This window comes from Carboxydocella sp. ULO1 (assembly GCF_002049255.1).
Classification (GTDB): Bacteria; Bacillota.
Genome location: NZ_BDLQ01000101.1, coordinates 116,766 through 139,518 on the forward strand (window position 1 = coordinate 116,766; position 22,753 = coordinate 139,518).

Sequence of the window (22,753 nt, forward strand, 5' to 3'; positions counted from 1 at the left end):
ACTCCATTCCATTTTCTTGCCCTAAATCATACCACAAAAAGAAAGCAGAAAAAAGAGGGACTAGAGCCGGTTCACATATCCGGCTATTCCCTCCAGCATAGCTAAGCAGTTTTCTTTTGTTTTTTTACTTAATATAGGGTTTAATAATGGTGCCAGTGCCGGAACCCCCAGTTCAAAATCCACAGTTAGACTGACCAGGGAGCCGCCATCTTTGTCTTCAATAACCCAGCTGCCTTCAAACTTTTTTAAATCCCCACTGATGAGCTTATAATCAATCTGCCCCTGTTCCGGATAAAAACGATCTTCTTCCAGCCAGCAAATCATTCTGCCATCTACTTCTGTTTTCCAGGCGGAAATGGCATAGTTATGCTCCCGGTTGATAATCCTAACTTCTTTTACATTGCGCATAAACTTGGGATAATCCTCCATCGCCGCAGCTAACGGAAAAACAACAGCTTTAGGAGCAGCCACCCATTTGGAAACTCTTATCTTAGGCATCTTCTTCCACCTCCTTTACCACCTCATTGAGGCTTTCCTCCAATATCTGCAAGAAGAGATTAATTTCTTCATTGGATATAATTAATGGCGGTTCCAGCCTGATAACCCTGGTGTTATTTAAAGTAGTACCTACCAGTACTCCCCTGTTGAGCAGGGCCTGGATCAGATACCCCCCAAACCCTTCATCTACCAGCTCCAGTCCCAGCATTAGCCCTAAGCCCCTTACCTCTTTAATGATCTGTGCAAATCCTGCTGTCAACTGTAACAAGTTTGTTTTTAACCTTTGACCTAATACTGCCGCGCTCTCTACCAGTCCTTCTTCTTCAATAACCTGCAGAGTGGCTATCCCTGCAACACAGGCCAGAGGATTCCCCCCGAAAGTCGAAGTATGAATTAAAGGATTTTCCTCAAATATCTGCCAGATTTCTTCCCGGGCCAGAATGGCTCCTGCTGGTAATACCCCACCCCCCAGGGCTTTGGCACTGGTGATCAAATCCGGCAGGACACCAGCCTGCTCAAATGCCCAGAAGGTTCCAGTTCTTCCCAATCCAGTCTGTACCTCATCTATGATTAAAAGGGCTCCCTGGCTCCGACAGTGACTTGCCAGTTCCCGCAAATACCAGAAGTCTGCTACCCTCATTCCCCCTTCGCCCTGGACTATCTCCAGCACTACCGCCGCTGTTTTTCTGTCAATGACCTCAACGGCTCTGGCCAGGTCATTAAATGGTATATGGTAAACTTCCGGCAGTAAAGGCATACAGGGCTCCCGGTAGATATCCCGCCCGGTTACACTTAAGGCCCCCAGGGTCTTACCATGAAATCCATTTTGCATCGCCACAATCTTCTTTCTACCTGTTGCCAGCCGGGCTATTTTCAAAGCTCCCTCAATAGCTTCAGCCCCGGAATTACAAAAGAAGACTTTGTTCAGGACCGGCGGAAGAGTGGCACAGATTTTTTCTGCCAATAAAGCTGCTGGTTCGTGACAGAACATTTTGCTTCCCAGCGGCAAACGCTCCATCTGTTCTTTAACAGCTGCTATTACCCTGGGATGACAGTGACCAAGAGAAAAAACTCCATATCCGCCGAGAAAATCCAGAAAGGCCCGGTTATCCTCGGTAAAAATCCAACAGCCCCTGGCTGCCTTTTCTACCAGATCCAAACCTAGCAAGCGCTGTAAGCGGGTTAAGGATGGATTCAAATGTTTTTCATAAAGCTCAATAACTCTGGACATAAAAAATACCCCCCTGTCTCTGTTAACAGCTATATGAGACAGGGGAGTGATAAATTCCTAATCTATATGCCATTTGCGAATTTCACATTTTACATCATAATAGGGAATCCCGCCCCCTAAATCAGGAGCGAAAGCGGGGGTAAGCCAGTTTACTCCTCCCCCATCCTTGAGCCACCAGCCTTCGGGCAAAAGGGCTATACCGGTCGGAACCCTTTCCGTCAGGGAAACCCTGGCTACCAGTTGACCATAACCGGTCTCAATAATAACCTGATCGTAATTGCGCACATACCGTTTTTGGGCTTCAGCAGGATTAATCTCTACCAGTGGCAGAGATGCCTCCTGAGCATCCTCTCTCTCCCGAAAGAACTGGGAGTGTAACTGCCCTTTGGGATGGGGAGTAAGCAGGACCAGTGGAAATTCCTCCGGATCCTGATAATACCGGGGAGATTGCCATTCTTCGTTAATCAGATTCATCTTGCCATTTGCGGTAGCGAATTTCCGCTCCGCCCAGGCTACCTGCGGCATAACCGGACATATACAGGCACCTTCGGAAATCAATTTATCCCAGGTAATTCCATAAGGCCGGAGTGGCTCCAGTAACCAGTGAATCCACTCCATTGCTGTTCTTTCACCAAAAACAGAGAGTTTGTTCAGCCGACGGGCCAGTTCTGTCCAGATTTCCACCTCATCTTTTACAGTATCAGGAGGTGAGATAAGAGCCGGCACTGCGCCGATATAATCCCCCCAGGAAGTGGCGATCACATCAGGCGTTTCTAGAAATCCGGCTACCGGTAAAACCAGGTCAGCTTGCTCTGCTGTATCGGTTAATTGCAAATCCATTACTACTTTAAAAGGAACCTGCCGCCAGGCCCTCAGCACTTCACTGGTATTGGGCAGCTGGCAAACCGGATTGGTCCTGGCTACTGATATAACCTGAATAGGGGGCTGAGCAGATAATATCTCCTGGGCCAGGGTAGGGAAGGAAAACTCCCGCACTTCTGCAAAGATATTTTCCCCTTTAATGTCATTCAGCAACCCCTGCCAGTACTGATGGGCATAATTAGCCCCTCCACCACTGATACCGATATTGCCAGACAAACCACAGAGAGCATCAATATAGCGAACCGTCTGACCGCCATTGGCATAACGCTGTAAACCATAACCAAAAAATGTGGCTACCGGTCGGCCTCTACCATAAATACGAGCCAGTTCCCGCACCAGCTCCGCCGGTACCCCTGTTACTTCCTGGGTACGCTCTGGTGTCCAGTTGACTGCTACCTTTGCCAGTCCTTCAAACCCATTAACGCGTTGAGCCACAAATTCAGCATCATACCAGCCTTCAGACAGTAAAACATGGAGTGCCCCTAATGCCAGAGCGCCATCGGTTCCAGGCCTGGGTTGAAGTAATAGGTCAGCCAGATCGGCAGTTAAAGTTTTGACAGGATTAATAACAACAATCCTGGCTCCACCTTGCTGAGCCTCTTTTAAAATCGGAATCAGGTGAATGTTGGTAAAAGCCGGGTCCCGACCCCAGAGCACAATATGTCTACTCTGGCAGCAATCCAGCCAGGGGTGGGAATAAAGGGCTCCAAAATCCTCCTTCTGGGCCTGATAACCACTGCCCCAGCACATACTACCAGTGGGTACAGTATAACCTCCTAAGGCCCGAAAAAATCTGTGTTCCAGATTTTTCAGGCGCCCATTGTGGCCATAATCATTTATATGCAACAAAGAAGTAGGCCCATAATCGGATTGAGCCTGCTCGATTTTTTCTGCCCAGAGGGCAAGAGCGGACTCCCAGTCGATTTTCTTGAAACCTTTTTTTGATTTTATTAATGGGTACAAAAGGCGGTCCGGGCTAAAATGCCTTTTAATAGCCTTTTGCCCTTTGCTACAGATAAATCCCCTGGTAATAGGATGAGCCGGATCCCCTTTAAAATTATTGATTTTGCCATCAATTATCTCCACCAGTATCCCGCAACTGTCAAAACAGTTGAGCGGACAGGTAGTACGATACCATGCCATCTTAATCCTCCTAAGGCCGTCGCTGCTGACGCAGCAGTTCTTCCTGTTGACTCACAAAATAGTCCATCAGTATGCGATAAATTTTTTCTGCCACTTCCGGGGAAAACTGCTGTAAGCTGGCCTGTAACTTGACCCGTTCCAGCACCCGCTGCTCCCGGCGCAAGTCACGAATTTTTCGATTGTGCCCTTTTATCAGACCAATCTCCCGGGCCAGTTTCAATCTGCGCCCAAGCAACTCAATGATAGCTTCATCCACTTTATCAATTTCTCTGCGCAATTCCTCCAGACGGCGCTCATTCATCTTCTCCACCCCCTGGAGCAGCCGGATAGCAGCCAAGCATTTTCACCCAGGCTGCTCGACCCATTAATTCTATTAGCCCCTGGGAAACCGGGCCTGGTTCCAGACTACAGCCTTCAATATCCACCAGAAAAATATATTCCCCCAGTTTGCGCTTGGCCGGCCGGGACTCAATTTTGCACAAATTCAAACCCTGCCTGGCCAACGGCTCAAGAGCTCGATATAATGCCCCTGGTTCATGCGGGGTCCCGAAAGCTATGGAAGTTTTCCACTTTTCCCCCGGCTGAGGTCTTAAACTCTGACTTCCTTTTCCCAGCACCAGGAAGCGGGTAGCGTTATTCTTATTATCCTGGAGATCTTCCGCCAGTGCTTCCAGACCATAGGCAGCCCCTGCTACCGGCGCCGCAATAGCTGCCAGACTTTCTTCTGATTTTGCCACTTTCGCACAGGCTTCACTGGTACTGGTAGTTAGCACCTTAATCGCCTGGGGAAGGCGGCGATTAAGCCAGCCCTGACATTGGGCCAGGGCCTGATGATGAGAAAGTACAGCGGAAATTTGGTCTAGTCTGGTGCCAGGCTTACCCCAGAGCCAGTGCCGGACAGCCAGAACTTCTTCATCCTGGATTTGCACCCCATCCTGCCATAAAAGAAAATCCAGGGTAGTAGATAAAGAACCTTCCTGGGAATTTTCCACCGGTACAATCGCCAGTTCCACCTGATCCTGTACCAGAGCTTTCATTACCCGGGCAAGGTCTGGAAAATAAAAGAATTGAAAATTCAGATGCCGGCGCCTGGCGTATTGTTCGGCAGCCATTTGTGAAAATGTACCTTCTGGACCTAGAACCCCTACTCGCATTTTTTCTCCTCCTAACCTACCGTCCTGCCAACCTGCAGACTGAATAATGATAAGAAAAAGCTTCTCACCAAAAGTGGCGAGAAGCTATTTAATTAGTATATATTTTATCAACAGTTTTTTTCAGCTGTCAAGCTAATTACATCATATCATCCATGCCGCCAGGCATTGCCGGGGTATCCTTTTTCTCCGGCTTTTCCGCAACTACAGCTTCAGTGGTCAGCAACAGAGCGGAAATGGAAGCAGCATTTTGTAACGCGCTTCTGGTAACCTTTGCCGGGTCAACAATACCCGCCGCAATCATATCCATGTATTCCAGGGTAGCAGCGTTGAAGCCGATACCAACTTCGCTGGCCTTGACTTTTTCTACAACTACAGAACCTTCTACCCCGGCATTATTGGCAATCTGACGGAGCGGTTCCTCCAGAGCCCGCTTGATGATTTGAACTCCGGTGTATTCATCCCCTTCTGCCTGAACAGCATCCAGGGCCGGAATGATATTGATGAAGCAGGTACCGCCACCAGGAACGATCCCTTCTTCCACAGCGGCCCGGGTAGCATTGAGAGCATCTTCAATACGCAGTTTCTTCTCCTTCATTTCGGTTTCAGTAGCAGCACCGACTTTGATAACTGCTACGCCGCCAGCCAGTTTGGCCAGACGCTCTTGCAGCTTTTCCTTATCATATTCGGAAGTAGCCTCTTCATACTGCTTCTTAATCTGGGCAATCCGGCCTTTGATTGCATCAGCAGAGCCAGCACCATCAACAATGATGGTTTCTTCCTTCTTGACCCGTACCTGACGAGCCCGGCCCAGCATATCCAGGGTAACGCTATCCAGCTTGCGGCCCAGCTCTTCAGAAATCACCTGGCCACCAGTCAGGATAGCAATATCTTCCAGCATGGCCTTGCGCCGATCGCCAAAAGCAGGAGCCTTAACAGCTACACAGTTGAGAACACCGCGCAGCTTGTTGACCACAATCGTTGCCAGGGCTTCCCCTTCCATATCCTCAGCCACAATCAACAGCGGTTTGCCGGTACGGATAACAGCTTCCAGCACAGGCAAAATATCCTTAATCGCAGAAATCTTCTTATCGGTAATCAGGATATAGGGATCTTCCAGCACGGCTTCCATTTTCTCTGTGTCGGTTACCATGTAGGCAGAGATGTAACCTCTGTCAAAGTTCATCCCTTCGACAACTTCCAGAGAAGTGCCCATGCTCTTGGATTCTTCAACGGTAATAACTCCGTCTTTACCTACTTTTTCCATAGCATCAGCGATGAGGCGACCAATTTCTTCATCAGCAGAAGAAATGGTTGCTACTTGAGCGATGGCTTCCTTGCCTTCAATGGGCTTAGCCAGTTTCTTGATTTCTGCAACAGCGGCATCAACAGCTTTTTCAATTCCCCGCTTCAACAGGATAGGGTTAGCGCCAGCAGCAACGTTTTTCATCCCTTCCCGGATAATGGCTTGAGCCAAAACGGTAGCAGTGGTAGTACCGTCGCCAGCTACATCATTGGTTTTGCTGGCTACTTCTTTTACCAGCTGGGCCCCCATGTTTTCAAAGGGATCCTTCAATTCGATTTCCTTGGCAATGGTTACGCCATCGTTAGTGATCAAGGGAGAACCAAATTTCCGTTCCAGCACCACATTACGGCCCCGTGGACCGAGAGTGACTTTTACAGCATCAGCCAGGGTGTTCACGCCTCTTTCCAGAGCTTTTCTGGCATCAGAATTGAAAACGATCATTTTTGCTGCCATCTGATTATCCCCTCCTCGTAAATATTAGAGAATAGCCAGAATATCTCTTTCATTGACAATCAAGTATTCTTCGCCATCAACTTTGACTTCAGTACCAGCGTATTTGGAGAAGATTACCTTGTCCCCAACTTTAACCTCCAGTTCTACTCGCTGGCCGTTATCCAAAATCCGACCACTGCCAACAGCCACCACTTCTCCCTGTTGCGGCTTCTCTTTAGCGGTGTCCGGCAACACAATCCCGCTTTCTGTTCTTTGTTCTTGTTCAATCAGTTTCAGAACAACCCGATCACCTAAGGGTTTCAGCATATATGTTACCCCTCCTTATGTATTATTTTTTGTTAGCACTCATCAACATCGAGTGCTAACACACAGCTATATTATAGCACTACAGGAAAAAAATAATGCAAGATTGGAAATTTTTCATTATCCGTTTTTGTTTTTCAATATATTAAAATATCTCGCTCAATCTATTATTTTCTATAAATTACAGGCCAGTTCTAATGCTGACAAAAAATAAAGCCCGGTAACAATTTACCGGGTTAGGTTTCACTGTACTGGTCGGAGCGACTGGACTTGAACCAGCGACCTCCACCACCCCAAGATGGCGCTCTACCAAACTGAGCTACGCCCCGACTGACAAACCCTATTTTACTCAAGGAATAATTCGCTGTCAATCTTATTTCTTTAAAAATTTTCTTTTCTTATTTTGTCCCACTCATTTATTAGAATTTGTACCAAATTTTGATATACCTGAGCCAGGCCAAAATTTAATTTTTTACCGGCTTTTTTGGCTCTGGTCAAAAAACGGTCTTGCCATTTTTCGATTTCCCTTTCCCACTCCTGCCATTCTATTTCCAGTTGCTGAAAGTAATCATCATGATCAGAGCTTTTTCTGCTCTCCACTCGCTGCTGGGTCTTTAAAATTCTTCTGGTTAATTTATAAATATCTTCAAAAACCTCTTTTAGCTCTAGTACTCTGCTATAGTCTCCTGCCGCCCGATTCAATTCACCCTGGAGGCCATGATTGAGTTTTTCGGGAATTATCTTTAGCTGTTGTAAGGCCCTTTCCAGCTTCTCCAGCCTTTCCTGTTGATAGCTGTGATATTTTCGCTTTAATTCAGTATACTGAGCCGTTTCGTTTTTGAGAAAAGTTAGCAGATCCTCCGCCCTGATTCTAACTTCTTGCCCCGGCAAAACCATTGCAGGCAAGCGGCCACTGGCGATTAATTTTTCCACCTTTTCCCGATCAGTTTTTAAAACCTGGGCCACTTCCTGAACTGTTAATACCTTCAGCGGAGCCTGCTCTTGCATTGTCTATCCCCGCTTTCCCAGTACTCTCCTGTATACTTCCATGGTTTCCAGCGCAGTTTTATTCCAGCTGAATTCCCCTGCTCGCATTAATCCTTTCCTACCCAGCTCCTGGCGAAGATCTGCATCTGTTAACAATTTATACATTTTTTCTGCCAGTTCCATGGAATCAAAGGGATTAAACAACCATGCTCCTTCTCCCACTACTTCAGGAATTGAGGATGTATTAGCAGCAATAGTTGGTGTTCCGCAGGCCATTGCTTCTAAGGGTGGGAGACCAAAACCTTCATAGAATGAAGGATAGACAAACAGATTAGCCGCTGCATAAAGATAAGGCAAATCCTCTACCGGAGCAAATCCTGTCCAAATAACATCCTCTTCCAGACCAAGGGCCTCGATTAATACTACCAGATCCCCATACTCCCTTACCTGTTTACCGACCAGTACCAGTTTGATTGGATAACCTACATCTTTTCGAATTTCTTTAAAAGCATTGATTAACCCTTTAACATTTTTCCGGGGGCTAAACCCGCCGATATAAAGAATGTACTGATCCTGTATGCCGTAGTGCTCACTGACAAAAGCACGCGCTTTTTTTTGCGGTACAGGCCGATAGATTGGCTCTGGTGCCTCGTAGGTAACTGTTATTTTTTCAGCAGGAACTTTCAAGATCCTGAGCAAATCCTGTTTTGAACACTCAGAAACAGTAATTATGTGGGCAGCTCTGGCTACAATCCCAGGCATTTCCTGCAAAAATACTTTTAGATAGCCTTTGCCAACCGTTTCCGGATAAATGTATGGTATCAGGTCATGGATGGTTACCACCATGGGACAACTATTGCCTTTGGGCAATCCAATTCCATTCTGCGGCACATGATATAAATCTATTTTTTCATCGGTAATACGTGCCGGAATATGCACTTCTTCCCAGAATTTATCCTTGTTTTTTTCTATGGAGTTAAAAATGGAATCACTGGCTATGTCCAGGTCCCGATATTCGTCCCCGGGCCAGAAAAAACGCCAGTTGAATTCCTGCCGATTTATTAAATATAGAGAGCGCAAGAGCTGGTAAGTATAAGTACCAATTCCCGTTCCCCGGTACCAGATGGCCGCACGGGCATCGATTCCGATCTTCACGGCTGTCACCTACCTCCTGGTTTTAGACAAATTTAGAGAGGATAACGGGCTGCCCTGGCAGCCCGTTAACTGCTATGATGTTTATGTTTTTTCATGCCATAGTGGGGTGAACAATGATGCATGGCCATCATCTGCATCATCATATACATATACATCATCTGCATCATACACATCATTGGGCACATCGAATGACCGTGCATCATCGGATGCATCATTGCATGGGACATCATGGGATGGTACATCATTGGATGATGCATCATAGGCATCATCGGCATCATCGGCATGCATTTATATTCGTCAGCCATACCCTGGCGACACATAGGCCTTCCTCCTCTCAACATGCTGGTGTTGTAATATATGACAACAGCGGTGTTAAGGTGAAATTCTGGCGAATAAATTTATAGTAACCAGCAGGGGGAGGCGATGTTATGTCCATCCGCTTTGGTACAGATGGTTGGCGCGGTGAAATCGGAATAGATTTTATCCTTGCCAATGTGCACCAGGCCATTATTGCTGTCGGAAACTTTTTTTTTCAAAAATACCGGCAAGGTGTGCTCTTGCTAATCGGTTATGATACCCGCTTCCAGGCCCAGCGTTTTGCACACTATTGTGCAGAACAGCTCTCCTGGCTTGGCCATCGGGTTTTATTAGCAAATAAGCCCATAACTACTCCTGTCCTTTCCCATGCTATCCGCCATCTACAGGCGGCAGGAGGGATTATGCTTACCGCCAGCCATAATCCACCCCAGTGGCTGGGAATAAAAATCAAGAATGAGTATGGCTCCTCAGCTCCAGCTAGCGACACAGCCTGGATTGAAACATTGATCGGAAAGGAAACCAAACCTTTTGCCAAAGGTTGCTGGCAAATAAAGGATTTTGATGAAGTATATCTGCAGGCTATACACAACAGGGTCGGAGCAGTTTTTATGAATCAGCCCGGACAAAAAGTGATTGTGGACTGTCTTTATGGTTCCGGCCAGGGCTATTTTCCCCGTTTGCTGGCAAATTATGGCTGGCAGGTAAAAGAAATTCATGCTGAAATTAATCCTGCTTTCGGTGGCTTGAATCCTGAACCCATTGCCGCCAACTTACGTGACTTACAAAAAGCTGTGCTACAGCAACAAACTGTGGGCCTTGCTCTTGATGGAGATGGCGATCGTCTCGGTGTTGTCATCGAAAGCGGAGAAATAATAACCGCTCAGGATATTTTTCTGCTGCTTCTCTATCATCTGGTAGAAAATAAACAAAAGTGCGGCAAAGTGATTAAAACTTTTTCTACTACTGCCAAAGTAGACCTGCTGGCCCGGCTATATAACCTGGAATTAATAGTAACACCTATTGGTTTTAAACACATTGCACCTCTATTGATTCAAGAGGAAAAAGTGGTGATTGGTGGCGAAGAAAGCGGCGGCTTTGGTTTTCCCGATTTCTTACCTGAACGGGATGGAATTTTTTCCGGTCTCAACCTGCTGGAATTGCAACTAATCAGCAGGGAAAGCTTACCTAATCTGCTAAACCAGTTAAAGCAAAAGCTTGGCCCCTGGCACTACCAGCGGCTTGATCTGGTTTGCAGTCCCGAACAACTGGAATGCTGGCATCATAAACTCAATACTATCCCCGCTAAAATCGGGGAAAAAATTAAGCGCCAGGAAAAAATGGATGGCATTAAGGTCCATTTTTCCAGCGGCGCCTGGCTGCTTTTTCGCTTCTCAGGTACTGAACCAGTTTTACGCCTCTATTGTGAAGGGGAAAACCCTGCCGAAGTCGATTATCTGCTTTCAGCAGCTCAGGATTGGCTTAACGATTAAGAAAAACTATCTGGTTAGTCTTAGGATTCCAATACATCAACCAGTAGCCCCAGCCATTTTTACCAGCTTCCCCCAGAGCAGGTTCAAAGGTACGATAAGGTGAAAATGCCCCCGTTTGGCTTAACGGGGGCTGTTCTCTTTTGCCCCAGATACCATGAGCCAGGTATTTGACTTCCCCCCGTTCATCCCAGATTACCCCAATTATTTGCCGGGGATGAGCCGCAGGATCAGGCAAAGGTAGCCAGACCGGCGGACTGGGCATTTTCCGGCTATAGGCAATGATTTTTCCTGGTCGTTTTGGTTTACTGCTCCTGTCCTCCTGACTGATAATAATTTGCTTAATCCTGGCTGGCCGGTCAAGATTAAGGTTGCCGATAATAAAATAACCACTCCAGCCCCACTCCTGCATGCGCTCTAGCCTGATTATCTTATCCTCATCTGTGATCACCCAGGCCCAGTAGCTATTTTTGTTGTTTCCCTGCTGGGCAGGATGACTCCATAACTGTATTTGATACCAGGACTGGTTTTCCATTTCCGACCACAAGGCCATACCCCATTGTTGATTTTCCTCGTGATAGAGCAAAAACTGTTGCATGTTTATCTATCCCCTCGGCACCCAGAGAACTGACCCGGCCAAGAGCTGACAACCAGGGTTGCGCTGTTTCAGAATTTCCTCCCCTACTCCGTAATGGCGGGCAATGGTTTCCCAGCTGTCTCCTTCTTTCACAAAATACATAGTCACTTTTGCTCTCCCTTTTGCCATTGCAATGGGTTTAGGTGCCTGCTTATTAGGAGTATAAATCTTGTTGACACTTATCTCTTTGTTTTCTTTAACTTCTTCTTTAACTTCCCAGATAGGAATCGTCCCTGTTCCTATTTGCTCACTGCATACCGGTTTTACTTCAACCCAATCCTTTAGCCAGGGAGCCATTTCGGTTAATTCCTCAACCCCTGTCTCTATGGATTCCTCGGCTGCAATCTGTTCTTCCGGCCATTTTAATTCCAGTGCCAGTTCAACCGACCACTCGATTCCTTCAGCTGCCAACCAGGCTTCATGGCTTTTTAACTCCATTTCCACATCCGGCTCTTTTTCATTTTCAGGCAAATCAAACTGAACTTGCCATGAGCCTGCTGTTTGTATACTGACAGTAAAAGGTTTTACCTCTGTCTCCTTGTCAAACATGAGGCCATCAGTATCATCGATTTCATCATTTTTTTCCCGTGGGCATTCCCCTTCTATTACAACCTCGACAATCCCGGCTACTGTCCATTTGTCTTCATCCCGGAAAATCTCTTTTATCTCCGGTTTTACCGCCATGGCCGTAATCCGTTCTAATGGAGTAGCATCATCCGATAATTGATAAATCCCCTGACAAACTACCTTCTCCATATCAACCCTCCTCAAATTTGTGCAGCTTTTTTCATTTCCTTCAGGAAGTTAAGCCGCTCTTTTTCCTGTTTCAAAACCGTTTTTATTCTTTTAATAAATTCTCTTTCCGTCCTGGGCAGTTGCTCAATATAGTAAGAAAACCCTAGCTGCCAGAAATCCTGCGGATATTGCCAGAAAGCCACCAGAATTTTTTGTTCTGCTTCTGTAAGGCCATTTAGTTCAGCATAATAGTTGAGAATTTTTTCAGCCGATCTGATTTTCCAGTGATTTTTCTTCATTACTCTGATAACCAAACTCCCAAAATCATGTAAGTGAAGATCATACAGGCAATAGTCAAAATCTATAATATGAGCTTTTCCCTGGTACAAGAGCAAATTATGATGAGCAAAATCATGATGGCAAAAAGTTCCTTTTGTTTTTTCCTTCTGACAATAAAGATAGTAGTCCGTTTCTTCCAGGCGGGAAATGGCCTCTTCCCCCTGAGCGATATAATATGCCAGATAATGCTTATACAACCGGTCAAACTCACTAAGTCTGTCTTTTTTTTGTAACTGTTGCTGAAAGTTCCTTAAATCATGTAATCGATTTTTAAAATAAGCTGGCCAGCGTCCCAAGTGAATCCGGCCAGGATAAGGATTATGAGGGTAAAAACCCTGTCCTGCCAAACGCAATGCAACCAAGAGATCGACAGCGGCCTTAATATGTTCCCATTTTTCATAACTTGCTTTTTTACCATTTAACCAGGGAACTGCAAACCAAATCCCACGCTGGTGGTCAGGTACCCAGCCCTTTCCCTCGATGGTCTGCTGAATAGGGGGGAAATATTCAAATCCTTTTTTCCTCAAGTGTTCACTGACCTGCCAGATAAAGCTAAACTCTTCTGGTGGATATTCAACCCATTTTATGCCCCAGATACAATGACGCTCGGTATGACAGCGCCAGATTCGCCGTATTTTTTCTACTCTGGTAACTTTGAAGCCATAGGCTTGAATTACATACTCAGGAATCACTGGCAATCCCCCCATTTAACAGCCACCACCTCTGATGCACCGCCGGGATTTTGACCGGCTGGGCTGGTAATACTGGGATATAATAAGAATTGCCAAAGAAATTGAATTTCTTAGTACCATCCTTTAAAATCAAACTGATTTGAAAAGTTGAAAAGGGCTGAAGAGATGCCGTACCTGCTGCATAATTAGAGGCCAGTGGTTTAACCCTTTCAGTATTAATTTTTAGTTCCTGAACAGACCAGGTAGAGGGCCATTCCGCCTGCCAGCCGTCCTGGTAAAAAATTAGCTGGAGTTTCTCTGATTTTCTTCCCCAGAAGATTACAGACCAGTACATAATGACCACCTCAAAAATAACGCCTGTATTCCGAATTTCTAACCAGTTTTACCATTTCTTTTACTTCCTGGTCTTTATCTTTGGGGCATATTAAAATCACATCATTTGTTGCAATCACGATCAGGTCTTTGATACCGATAGTGGCCAGCAGCTGGTTTTCTGTAACTAGAATACAGTTACTGGTATCAAGACCCAGGTGTTGCCCCATTACCACATTTCCTTCATCACTAACTGGTAAAACACGGCCTAGAACACTCCAGCTCCCCAGGTCATCCCAGCCAAAATCAGCGGTTAAAACCAGCAAGTTATCAGTTTTTTCCATCACCCCGTAATCAATTGATACTTTAGGCAGAGGTCGATAAACTTTTTTAATAATCTCTGTCTGCTGAGGAGTACCCCAATATGGAATTACCTGATTGAGAGCTTGATGTACCTGAGGCAGGTAGCGTTCCAGGGACCGCCACATAACCTCTGCTCGAAAAATAAATATTCCAGCATTCCAGAAAAAATTTCCCTGTTCCAGATATTTAATGGCAGTATCTAAGTCCGGTTTTTCCCGAAAACTCTTTACCTGCCAGACCCCCTCTCTCTGTTCCAGCCCCAGTTCTATATAGCCATAAGCAGTTTTCGGTTCACTGGGTTTTATGCCGATAGTGATTATCCAGTCGCCTTTTCTAGCCCACTCTATACCTTCCTGGACAGTTTGAAGAAACTTTTCCTCATCCGCTACAAAGTGATCAGATGGCAGCACCACCATTACTGCCTCAGGATTCACCCGGTAAATATAACTTACCGCCAGGCCTATACAGGATGCTGTATCCCGCCGAACTGGTTCCACCAGCAAATTGCTGAACAGGCACTGGGGCAATTGATTGATTACTGTTTGTACATAGTGTTTGTTGGTAACTACCAGAATCTGATTGCGATTAAGAATTCGGTTGACGCGATTAAAGGTAGTTTGCAATAGACTGTTATTGCCGAACAGGGGCAAAAATTGTTTAGGAAATCGCGAACGGCTTTTGGGCCAAAACCTTGTACCCGTCCCGCCAGCCATTATCACAGCATAAGTATCCATTTCTCTCCTCCTCCTTAGCCGAGGTATTCCATTATATGCCTTCCTCGGGCCAGGAGTGACAAAAGCCCAGGTACTCAGGATAGAACTAAACCGATTTCCCTTTCCCTGATAATTTGCTGTAAAAACTCCCGCTTGAGCCGGTCCAGTTCAGCTTCTTCCTGTAACTTAAGCATAAAATTGCTTTCATCCAGCACTACTTCGGTCTGATATTTCCGGAAAAGCCGGTACTTACGCATGGGAAAAGCCAGATATGATACCAGTACTTTCCATTCCTCTCCTTGTAAGGGACGATAGGCATCATAAATATCCAGTAACAATTTTCCAACATACAGATCCCATTTATATTTGGGTAAATAACGGCTTAACAATCGTGCTAAATCAAAAACCTGCAATTCTCTTTTGATGGGCTCCTCTTTGACAATAAACATGCCTGTTTCCTTGACGCGTAAAAGGGCACTTTCCCCATAAGCACCATGGGCGAAAACTCCCTCTTTTTGCGCATTATCCCTCAGACTTTCCAGATTAATCTGTTCCCACAATTGAGAACAAACTTGCAAGTCCCCGAGAAATTCCCCGCTATTACGGACTGCTCCCCAGTCCTGAAGTCTTTTCCCCCGTTGAACTAGCTGGTCTTTAAATTCTCCCCAGAAAATGCCTTCATCTTCAGTACAAGTTAAGCCACGCGCTGCCTGGTGAAACTGGGCCAGGGTTTTTACTGCCAGATCCAGCTGAGGTAGCTTGTCAAAATCACACTCTCTGCCATCACGCCAATCGGTTAGATACCAGTAGTCTTTTCCCCACTGGACATAGGGCTCTCCATATTTAGTCAAAATAAAACGATTTATTCGCCTAAAGCCCTGTTTAGCCAGATGTTCAGTGGCCCTGCGCACAAACTTAATTCCCGCCAGTTCCCCGCTATATTTTTTTAAATGTTTTGGTCCTTTTTCGGTCATTATCTTATACCCTGTTTCGGATTTTTTAATTTTCTTAAGCTGACGCAAATTGTATTCATGTAAGACTTCATGAACAATCAGTTCTTCATCCTTTTCCTCCCAGTACATCCGATCACCCCCAAAGTCCATTAACCAATTTTTCAATAAATATTTCTCTTTTTTCCTCAAAATGAGCCAGCGATTCATAGCGAGCAAAACCCAGAGCTATTTTCCTTGGAATAATCAATGCTGCCTGCAACAATGAAATCTCTTCATCTCGTATATTTCTGCATTCTATGTAGTCAGACCAGATCTCCAGCAGCACTTCATCCTGCCACTGCCACATCCAGCCATTCAATTCCAGCCAGCGGGCAATCTCCAGTGGCGGGATACAGCAACATATCCCGGCATAGTTGTTAAATATAGCTCCTCTGTCGCCAATACTCCAGGAAATTTGACGATAATCATCTATTCCAGGACAATTTTGGGCCAGCAGTTTTTGCCAGTAATTTTTAATTTCCTGCCTGTTAGCAATTTCTGCAGCCCTGGCTACCTTTTCAGCCAGAGCTGTAACTCCTTTAGCTTTCTCCCACCAGGGCTGAGGTATTTTTAACTTTTCCTGACAAGTCCCCTCGGCAGCATGCATAACTTTTTCATGCCACTCAGCCAGAGTCTTCGTCATTTTTCTGCGCTGCTCTGCTTTTTGCCAGTCAGCCGGAACAATTTCTTGCCAGTCGGTTAAAAAAAATATATCCCCACTCTCACTTTTTCCCCAAAAACTGCCAAAACGATCCTGCCAGGGCTTAATGAGCCAGTTCGGCCTTAAGGTACCGGTGGACTCCAATATTTTGAGCAAGTCATACTGGTTAACCAGTAAATATTTTTTACCCTTATCTGTCAGCAACTTATAACCTGCTTCTCTCTTTTCCCAATCGACTATTTCCAGATCATAATCGCTCCCGATTGCTGACAATTCCTTTTCCAGCACTGGCTGTCCCTCCCTTTACCCTCATACCTGTCCCTTTTCTCATGTTTATGCCAGAGGCAAAAAAAATAGCCCTGATTCCGCAGAATCAAGGCTTTTCCAGTTGAAATTTGTTATGCAAGGCCAGTACCGCCAGTTTGACATCACTGGCTCTAATAATGCAGGAAATTTTTATCTCAGAAGTGGCAATCATTTCTATATTAATGCCTTCCTCAGCCAGTGCTTCAAACATTTTGGCTGCCACCCCGGGATTGGAAACCATTCCTGCTCCGACTATGGATACTTTTGCTACATCTTCATCGTAAGTGTAGCCTTTAGCGCCTAGCAAGGAACAGGCCTGCTCCACTGCAGCCAGGGCCCGGGACAAGTCATCATGGGCACAGGTAAAGGAAATGTCATTGGTGTCATTCCTGGTCGCACTCTGGATGATCATATCTACATTGACATTTTGTTCTGCCAGTAACTGAAATAGAGTTCTGGCAACCCCCGGCCGGTCTGGCACATCAAAAATAGCTATTTTGGCTACATTTAAATCATGGGCTATACCGCTTACAACCCTTTCCTTTTCCATGGTACTCTCCCTCCTGACTATTGTCCCGGGCTCATGATTAAAGCTGGAACGGACATGAATTGGCACATCATAGTTTTTAGCAAACTCCACTGCCCGAGGCTGCAATACTACCGCCCCCAAACTGGCCAGTTCCAGCATTTCATCGTAGGAAATATCCGCCAGCTTTTTGGCCTGGGGTACAACTCTGGGGTCAGCAGTATAAACCCCGTCAACATCAGTAAAAATTTCGCAGACATCTGCTTTTAAAGCAGCCGCTAGAGCCACCGCGGTCGTATCTGAACCACCCCGGCCAAGAGTGGTTATCTCGCCATCCTCATTTAACCCTTGAAAACCAGCAACCACTACAATTTTGTTATTAGCCAGTTCTTCCCGAATTCTCTGGGTCAAAACCTTTTTAATTCTGGCTTTATTAAAAACATTATCAGTTCTAATCCCTGCCTGGGGACCAGTTAAAGAGATAGCTGCTACCCCCTCCGCCTGTATTGCCATGGCCAGCAGGGCAATGCTGATTTGTTCCCCGGTGCTCAGCAGCATATCCTGTTCCCTGGGATCTGGGTCCAGGGTAATTTGTTTCATCAGGTTCAATAATTCATCGGTTGTATCTCCCATCGCCGATACAACTACAACCACCTGATTACCTTCCCGGAAACATTCCACGGCCCGGCGGGCTACTCTTTTAATTCTTTCTGCATTCGCTACAGAACTTCCGCCAAATTTCTGGACGACCAACGCCACCCCGAACACCTCTCCTATCTAAATTTCTAAGTTTCAATCCATACCCCTCTGTTTGCAGGACTTAACAAATAAGCATCTGAACTAATCCCCTTCTTTTTTAATGCTTCCTTCACCGCTTCTGCCACTTGCTGCTTGAGTTCCGGCGCAACCAGGGCCAGAATTGTGGGCCCTGCCCCACTCAAGGCTGTACCATAAGCTCCAGCTTCCTGAGCAGCGGCCAGGGCTTCATTCAGCCCCGGGATTAATGGCATGCGGTAGGGCTGATGCAACCGGTCGGTCATAGCCACCGCCAGTTTATCCCAGGCTTTTTGAGCAAAAGCGCCCACCAGCAATGCCACCCGATTGACATTAAATACCGCATCCGCAAATGAAACCGTCCGCGGTAATACCTGTCTGCTCACTTTAGTCGCCAGCAAATATCTGGGGACAACTGCTATCGCTGCCAGTTCCTCAGCAGGCACTTCCCATCTCTGCCATTCCACTCTATTTTCAGTTTTAACGGCGACTACGCAACCACCCAGTAACGCCGGTGCCACATTATCCGGATGCCCCTCCAGTGTCGTTGCAATTTCCAGCAAATCCTGCCTGGTAAAAGGTTCACCTAACAGCAAATTCCCCGCTACCAGACCAGCCACCAGCGCTGCTGCACTGCTTCCCAGTCCTGCCCCACCAGGTATCTTGTTCAAGAAAAAGACGTTCAAGCCTGGCATTTTCTGCTCGCATCTTACGAAGATTTCCTGACAGGCTTGCAAAAACAGATTATTTTCCGGTTTCTTTAATTCTTCCGCGCCCCAGCCTTCAATTTCCAGTCTAAATTCATTTTTCGCATTTAATTCAACCCTGATTTCATTGTATAAATTCAAAGCCAGGCCAATGCAATCAAAACCCGGTCCCAGATTAGCAGTCGTAGCCGGCACGCGGATTGTGAACACTAAACTTCCTCTCCTTCCACTCTGATAACATTGGCAATCTCTTCTACTGTAGTCATGGCACCTATAGTCCGCAAAGCCTGTCGCACATTCCCCTCTTTGGTATAATGGGTTACCAGTACCAGCTCAGCCTTATCACCGATGGTTTCTTTTTGAATGACTGTACGCAAGCTTACTTCTTCCTGGCCAAATACACTGGCGATAGCCGCTAGTACCCCTGGTTTATCCAGGACACGCAGCCGAATGTAATATTTCCCTTCCATCTCCTGGATCGGAATAATTTCCTTTTGTTCATAACAGGTGCAGGAGATCCTGCCGCGGTTGCCCAGATTGATATTGCGGGCTGCATCCATAATATCCGCAACTACCGCACTGGCCGTAGGCAACTCTCCCGCTCCCCGGCCATAGAACATGGTATCGCCTACTGCATCACCACGAACGAAAATAGCGTTAAAGGCATCATTAACCGCAGCTAAAGGATGGTACTGGGGAACCAGGGCCGGATGTACCCTTACTTCTACCCGACCTTCATGCTCTTTGGCTACACCCAGCAATTTTATCACATACCCCATTTCCCGCGCGTAGGTAATATCCTTGGCAGAAATCCGGGTAATACCCTCGACATATACCTGGTCAAAGGTAATTCTGGTATGGAAGGCTATAGAAGCAAGTATCGCCAATTTACGGGCTGCATCAAATCCCCCTACATCAGCAGTGGGATCAGCCTCAGCATATCCCATCGCCTGGGCTTCTCGTAATACTTCTTCATAATCTGAACCTTCCTGGGTCATCTTGGTCAACATATAGTTGGTAGTACCATTGATAATTCCCATAACTTGACTGATATTATTGGCAGCCAGGCACTGTTTTAGTGGTCTAATAATGGGTATACCACCACCAACACTGGCTTCAAACAACAAATCAACCCTGGCAGCATCGGCTTCAGCAAAAAGTTCCTGACCATGCTGAGCAATTAAATCCTTATTGGCAGTTATTACACTTTTGCCGTTTCGCAATGCCTGTAATACCAGCTCTCTGGCTAGCTCAGTACCACCCATGACTTCAACAATAATATCAATCCCAGGATCATTTACCAGCTGCCAGGGATCAGCTGTAAATAAATCCTGAGGCGCCGATATTTGTCTGGGTTTCTTGAGATCACGCACGGCAATACCGGCAATTTCCAGGCCAATTCCTACCCGCTGTATCAGTTTTTCCTGGTTGGTTGTTAAAATCCGGTAGACTCCACGACCGACAGTGCCAAAGCCAATTATTCCGATTTTTACTGCTCTTTTTCGCAAAATAACCCCTCCCCTTAGTTCTGTCCTACCACTTCTACACTGCGGACACCTGCAATGTTTTCAATAGTGCGCACCAGGCCATCTACATCCTGCATCATTTCCGCCGTCTCAAGACTAATGGTTACATTGGCCATTCCCTGTAGTGGTAGATTCTGGTTTATGGTCAAAATGTTCCCTCTTACGCTGGCAATAGTGTTTAACACATTCGACAAAATACCGGCTTTGTGTTCCAGCAATAATGCCAGAGTGACAATTTTACCGCGACTGGCTTCATAGAATGGAAAAATCCCATCCTTATACTTGTAAAATGCACTTCGGCTCAGGCCAACCTTTTCTACAGCTTCATGAACAGTACTGGCCTCACCCCGGGCCAGAATCGCTTTCGCTTGGGCAGTTTTTCTAATCGCTTCCGGCAAAATGTCCTCATGAACTAGATAAAACTTTTTCTCTCTACCCACTCTCCTCGTCCTCCCTTTCTGTCTTTCTCTCACGGAATGATGAACCTATATGAAAGACATTATATACAAAGATATAAATTATGCCAACTAATTGAGTGATGGTTATAAAGAAATATCTTTACTCTATACTGTTTTTCAGCTTATTTCTCCGTTTTTTATACAGGAAAACTTTTTTTACGACTGGCATAGATTATTAATACCGCGGCAATGGGGGCGTTCGGTAAGATACCGGATGACTTTTTTATTTAGGGACAAGGAGGGAGTCGCATGTGTGGAATCTCTGGCTGGATTGACTGGGAGGCCGATTTAACCCAATCAGCAAATATATTGCAGCGTATGGGTAATACCCTGACTGCCCGTGGTCCGGATGAAGAAGGCTATTATTTCTCTTATTCTGCAGCACTGGTACACAAACGCCTGGTGGTAATCGACCCGACAGGTGGCAAACAGCCCATGCAACGCCTGGAAAAAGGTCAACACTTTGTGCTGGTCTATAATGGCGAATTGTATAATACTGAAGAAATTCGCTCAGAGTTGCTTGCTGCTGGTTATCGCTTTTTCTCCTATTCCGATACCGAGGTTCTTTTGCTGGCTTTTATTCACTGGGGTGCTGCCTGCCTTGACAAACTCAATGGTATTTTTGCCTTTGCAGTCTGGAATGAAACCACGCGAACTCTTTTTCTGGCCCGGGATCATCTGGGGGTAAAACCTTTATTCTACTACCCCCTCGCATCTGGATTGCTATTCGCTTCGGAACCCAAAAGTATCCTTGCTCACCCGGCAGTAAAACCAGTGCTTACAGCAGAAGGACTGGCGGAGATTTTTCTGATCGGCCCTGCCCGTACCCCGGGTTATGGTGTTTTCAAAGGTATGTATGAATTAAAACCAGGACATTATCTGGTTTATAGCCCTCAAGGTCTTGAAGTTCAACCTTACTGGCAGCTAACCAGCTTCCCCCATCAGGACAATCTGCTGGAAACTTCAGCACGGGTCCGTTCTTTATTTATCGATGCAGTACAAAGACAGTTGATTTCTGATGTACCAAGATGTACGCTTTTATCCGGGGGCCTGGATTCTACCGCTATCACAGCCATTGCCGCCCGTACTCTCACCCAGAAAGGGGAGGAATTGCAGACTTTTTCAATTGATTATTGTGGTAATGACCAGTATTTTCAACCTTCTAGCTTTGTTCCCGATGATGATAACCGCTGGATTAAAATTGCCAGTGAACACTATAATACCAGCCACCACCGGGTTTTACTGCACTCAGAAGATCTCTATAATGCTCTTATACCAGCATTAACAGCACGAGACTACCCCGGCATGGCAGATATTGATTCATCATTACTGCTGTTTTCCCAGGAGATTAAAAAGCGAGCCACTGTTGGTCTCTCAGGCGAATGCGCTGATGAAGTTTTCGGTGGCTACCCCTGGTTTCATCGCCCCGATGCTATCCAGGCTAATACATTTCCCTGGTCATTGAACCTGGATTTAAGAACAAAACTGCTAAAACCTGGCCTGCTCCCCAAATTAAAACCCTACCAGTATGTAAATGAGCGCTATCAAGCGGCCCTGGCTGAAGTTCCGCGTCTGGCAGGTGAAAGCCCTGAGGCTGCACGTTTGCGCGAGATAGCTTACTTGAGCCTGACCCGCTTTATGCCCACTTTACTGGACCGCAAAGACCGAATGACAATGGCTGCCAGTTTGGAAGTGCGGGTGCCCTTTTGTGATCATCGTCTGGTGCAGTATGCCTGGAATATACCCTGGGAGCTCAAAAATTATGGCGGTCAGGCCAAGGGTATTCTCCGTCTTGCTTTAAAAGATTTATTGCCTGAATCAATTTTAAACAGAAAGAAAAGTCCCTACCCCAAAACCCATAATCCCGGATACTATCAACTGGTCAGAACAGATCTCTCTCAGATCCTGGCCAGGAAAACAAGTCCACTCAGAGAAATTGTTGATCTGGATTATCTCTCCTTTTTACTGGAACAGGATCCGGGGCGTTTTAGTTACCCCTGGTTCGGTCAGTTAATGAATTTGCCCCAGCTGTTTGCCTATTTGATTCAAATTAACTACTGGCTGGAACATTACCGGATTCAGCTGGAAGTATGAAAAA

The 22,753-nt window shown here is 46.1% G+C and carries 23 protein-coding genes and 1 tRNA gene; 2 read left to right on the forward strand and 22 right to left on the reverse strand.

From position 1 onward, the window contains the following. Nucleotides 1–60 precede the first annotated feature (60 nt). The 11 genes from ULO1_RS11880 to ULO1_RS11930 all read right to left on the reverse strand — a co-directional run bounded on the left by ULO1_RS11880 (nt 61) and on the right by ULO1_RS11930 (nt 9,429). Nucleotides 61–498 carry a type II toxin-antitoxin system RatA family toxin gene (locus ULO1_RS11880; protein WP_078665488.1) on the reverse strand — a complete coding sequence of 146 codons (438 nt, stop codon included), beginning with the start codon at nt 496–498 and terminating at the stop codon, nt 61–63. Further along, on the reverse strand, nt 491–1,729 hold the full coding sequence (locus ULO1_RS11885) for an aspartate aminotransferase family protein (RefSeq protein ID WP_078665487.1): 1,239 nt from the start codon (nt 1,727–1,729) through the stop codon (nt 491–493). Before ULO1_RS11885 ends, ULO1_RS11880 begins: the two co-directional genes overlap by 8 nt. A gap of 57 nt (nt 1,730–1,786) precedes the next feature. Next, nucleotides 1,787–3,754 carry a molybdopterin-dependent oxidoreductase gene (locus ULO1_RS11890; protein ID WP_079907708.1) on the reverse strand — a complete coding sequence of 656 codons (1,968 nt, stop codon included), beginning with the start codon at nt 3,752–3,754 and terminating at the stop codon, nt 1,787–1,789. 10 nt (nt 3,755–3,764) lie between these two features. Next, on the reverse strand, nt 3,765–4,055 hold the full coding sequence (locus tag ULO1_RS11895; protein WP_078665485.1) for a chorismate mutase: 291 nt from the start codon (nt 4,053–4,055) through the stop codon (nt 3,765–3,767). Next, the gene (pheA, locus tag ULO1_RS11900) at nt 4,048–4,908 is read right to left on the reverse strand and encodes a prephenate dehydratase (protein WP_078665484.1); all 861 of its coding nucleotides are present in this window, start codon (nt 4,906–4,908) and stop codon (nt 4,048–4,050) included. Before pheA ends, ULO1_RS11895 begins: the two co-directional genes overlap by 8 nt. Nucleotides 4,909–5,044: 136 nt before the next feature. Then, entirely contained in the window at nt 5,045–6,664 is a 1,620-nt protein-coding gene (gene groL, locus ULO1_RS11905) for a chaperonin GroEL (RefSeq protein WP_078665483.1), read from the reverse strand. Nucleotides 6,665–6,688: 24 nt separating this feature from the next. Then, complete coding sequence (gene groES / locus ULO1_RS11910; protein WP_078665482.1) at nt 6,689–6,970, reverse strand: co-chaperone GroES; 282 nt, start codon at nt 6,968–6,970, stop codon at nt 6,689–6,691. Nucleotides 6,971–7,219: 249 nt separating this feature from the next. After that, nucleotides 7,220–7,296, reverse strand: a tRNA-Pro gene (locus ULO1_RS11915). 52 nt (nt 7,297–7,348) lie between these two features. Beyond that, the gene (locus ULO1_RS11920) at nt 7,349–7,975 is read right to left on the reverse strand and encodes a helix-turn-helix domain-containing protein (protein WP_078666224.1); all 627 of its coding nucleotides are present in this window, start codon (nt 7,973–7,975) and stop codon (nt 7,349–7,351) included. A 3-nt stretch (nt 7,976–7,978) separates the two neighbouring features. After that, complete coding sequence (locus ULO1_RS11925; RefSeq protein WP_079933654.1) at nt 7,979–9,109, reverse strand: glycosyltransferase family 1 protein; 1,131 nt, start codon at nt 9,107–9,109, stop codon at nt 7,979–7,981. Between the two features lie 65 nt (nt 9,110–9,174). Beyond that, complete coding sequence (locus ULO1_RS11930; RefSeq protein WP_079933655.1) at nt 9,175–9,429, reverse strand: hypothetical protein; 255 nt, start codon at nt 9,427–9,429, stop codon at nt 9,175–9,177. Between the two features lie 108 nt (nt 9,430–9,537). Here ULO1_RS11930 and ULO1_RS11935 point away from each other — a divergent pair, with 108 nt between their 5' ends. Beyond that, nucleotides 9,538–10,917 (forward strand): hypothetical protein, encoded by a 1,380-nt coding sequence (locus tag ULO1_RS11935; RefSeq protein ID WP_079907711.1) that lies wholly within the window; start codon nt 9,538–9,540, stop codon nt 10,915–10,917. On the opposite strand, the gene ULO1_RS11940 is transcribed toward ULO1_RS11935, so the two are convergent. The 11 genes from ULO1_RS11940 to ULO1_RS11990 all read right to left on the reverse strand — a co-directional run bounded on the left by ULO1_RS11940 (nt 10,907) and on the right by ULO1_RS11990 (nt 20,637). Beyond that, the gene (locus tag ULO1_RS11940; protein WP_079907713.1) at nt 10,907–11,512 is read right to left on the reverse strand and encodes a hypothetical protein; all 606 of its coding nucleotides are present in this window, start codon (nt 11,510–11,512) and stop codon (nt 10,907–10,909) included. The two genes, ULO1_RS11935 and ULO1_RS11940, sit on opposite strands and share 11 nt — an antisense overlap. A gap of 6 nt (nt 11,513–11,518) precedes the next feature. After that, nucleotides 11,519–12,307 (reverse strand): LysM peptidoglycan-binding domain-containing protein, encoded by a 789-nt coding sequence (locus ULO1_RS11945; RefSeq protein WP_079907714.1) that lies wholly within the window; start codon nt 12,305–12,307, stop codon nt 11,519–11,521. An 11-nt stretch (nt 12,308–12,318) separates the two neighbouring features. Then, entirely contained in the window at nt 12,319–13,332 is a 1,014-nt protein-coding gene (locus ULO1_RS11950; protein ID WP_079933656.1) for a CotS family spore coat protein, read from the reverse strand. Next, the gene (locus ULO1_RS11955; protein WP_079907717.1) at nt 13,307–13,651 is read right to left on the reverse strand and encodes a hypothetical protein; all 345 of its coding nucleotides are present in this window, start codon (nt 13,649–13,651) and stop codon (nt 13,307–13,309) included. The genes ULO1_RS11950 and ULO1_RS11955 overlap by 26 nt, the downstream gene beginning before the upstream one ends. A 10-nt stretch (nt 13,652–13,661) precedes the next feature. Beyond that, nucleotides 13,662–14,726 (reverse strand): mannose-1-phosphate guanylyltransferase, encoded by a 1,065-nt coding sequence (locus tag ULO1_RS11960; protein WP_079907718.1) that lies wholly within the window; start codon nt 14,724–14,726, stop codon nt 13,662–13,664. Nucleotides 14,727–14,800: 74 nt separating this feature from the next. Then, entirely contained in the window at nt 14,801–15,787 is a 987-nt protein-coding gene (locus tag ULO1_RS11965; protein WP_079907720.1) for a hypothetical protein, read from the reverse strand. Nucleotides 15,788–15,791: 4 nt separating this feature from the next. After that, nucleotides 15,792–16,646 carry a hypothetical protein gene (locus tag ULO1_RS11970; protein WP_079907721.1) on the reverse strand — a complete coding sequence of 285 codons (855 nt, stop codon included), beginning with the start codon at nt 16,644–16,646 and terminating at the stop codon, nt 15,792–15,794. A gap of 85 nt (nt 16,647–16,731) precedes the next feature. Beyond that, nucleotides 16,732–17,949 (reverse strand): aspartate kinase, encoded by a 1,218-nt coding sequence (locus ULO1_RS11975; RefSeq protein ID WP_078666213.1) that lies wholly within the window; start codon nt 17,947–17,949, stop codon nt 16,732–16,734. A 26-nt stretch (nt 17,950–17,975) separates the two neighbouring features. Next, on the reverse strand, nt 17,976–18,881 hold the full coding sequence (thrB, locus tag ULO1_RS11980; RefSeq protein WP_079907724.1) for a homoserine kinase: 906 nt from the start codon (nt 18,879–18,881) through the stop codon (nt 17,976–17,978). Beyond that, the gene (locus ULO1_RS11985; RefSeq protein ID WP_079907726.1) at nt 18,881–20,179 is read right to left on the reverse strand and encodes a homoserine dehydrogenase; all 1,299 of its coding nucleotides are present in this window, start codon (nt 20,177–20,179) and stop codon (nt 18,881–18,883) included. Before ULO1_RS11985 ends, thrB begins: the two co-directional genes overlap by 1 nt. 14 nt (nt 20,180–20,193) lie before the next feature. Further along, entirely contained in the window at nt 20,194–20,637 is a 444-nt protein-coding gene (locus ULO1_RS11990; protein ID WP_078666210.1) for an ACT domain-containing protein, read from the reverse strand. A gap of 267 nt (nt 20,638–20,904) precedes the next feature. On the opposite strand from ULO1_RS11990, the gene asnB reads away from it, so the two are divergent. Then, on the forward strand, nt 20,905–22,749 hold the full coding sequence (asnB, locus tag ULO1_RS11995; protein ID WP_078666209.1) for an asparagine synthase (glutamine-hydrolyzing): 1,845 nt from the start codon (nt 20,905–20,907) through the stop codon (nt 22,747–22,749). Nucleotides 22,750–22,753: the final 4 nt, after the last annotated feature.

Excerpts from the sequence above, each read along its gene's own strand:
- ULO1_RS11885 (WP_078665487.1), bottom strand. The coding sequence starts at position 1,729 with ATGTCCAGAGTTATTGAGCTTTATGAAAAACATTTGAATCCATCCTTA.
- ULO1_RS11960 (WP_079907718.1), bottom strand. The coding sequence starts at position 14,726 with ATGGATACTTATGCTGTGATAATGGCTGGCGGGACGGGTACAAGGTTT.
- ULO1_RS11935 (WP_079907711.1), top strand. The coding sequence starts at position 9,538 with ATGTCCATCCGCTTTGGTACAGATGGTTGGCGCGGTGAAATCGGAATA.
- ULO1_RS11965 (WP_079907720.1), bottom strand. The coding sequence starts at position 15,787 with ATGTACTGGGAGGAAAAGGATGAAGAACTGATTGTTCATGAAGTCTTA.
- ULO1_RS11930 (WP_079933655.1), bottom strand. The coding sequence starts at position 9,429 with ATGTGTCGCCAGGGTATGGCTGACGAATATAAATGCATGCCGATGATG.
- ULO1_RS11945 (WP_079907714.1), bottom strand. The coding sequence starts at position 12,307 with ATGGAGAAGGTAGTTTGTCAGGGGATTTATCAATTATCGGATGATGCT.
- pheA (WP_078665484.1), bottom strand. The coding sequence starts at position 4,908 with ATGCGAGTAGGGGTTCTAGGTCCAGAAGGTACATTTTCACAAATGGCT.
- groES (WP_078665482.1), bottom strand. The coding sequence starts at position 6,970 with ATGCTGAAACCCTTAGGTGATCGGGTTGTTCTGAAACTGATTGAACAA.
- asnB (WP_078666209.1), top strand. The coding sequence starts at position 20,905 with ATGTGTGGAATCTCTGGCTGGATTGACTGGGAGGCCGATTTAACCCAA.
- groL (WP_078665483.1), bottom strand. The coding sequence starts at position 6,664 with ATGGCAGCAAAAATGATCGTTTTCAATTCTGATGCCAGAAAAGCTCTG.
- ULO1_RS11890 (WP_079907708.1), bottom strand. The coding sequence starts at position 3,754 with ATGGCATGGTATCGTACTACCTGTCCGCTCAACTGTTTTGACAGTTGC.
- ULO1_RS11950 (WP_079933656.1), bottom strand. The coding sequence starts at position 13,332 with ATGGGGGGATTGCCAGTGATTCCTGAGTATGTAATTCAAGCCTATGGC.
- ULO1_RS11940 (WP_079907713.1), bottom strand. The coding sequence starts at position 11,512 with ATGCAACAGTTTTTGCTCTATCACGAGGAAAATCAACAATGGGGTATG.
- ULO1_RS11955 (WP_079907717.1), bottom strand. The coding sequence starts at position 13,651 with ATGTACTGGTCTGTAATCTTCTGGGGAAGAAAATCAGAGAAACTCCAG.
- ULO1_RS11920 (WP_078666224.1), bottom strand. The coding sequence starts at position 7,975 with ATGCAAGAGCAGGCTCCGCTGAAGGTATTAACAGTTCAGGAAGTGGCC.
- ULO1_RS11895 (WP_078665485.1), bottom strand. The coding sequence starts at position 4,055 with ATGAATGAGCGCCGTCTGGAGGAATTGCGCAGAGAAATTGATAAAGTG.
- ULO1_RS11880 (WP_078665488.1), bottom strand. The coding sequence starts at position 498 with ATGCCTAAGATAAGAGTTTCCAAATGGGTGGCTGCTCCTAAAGCTGTT.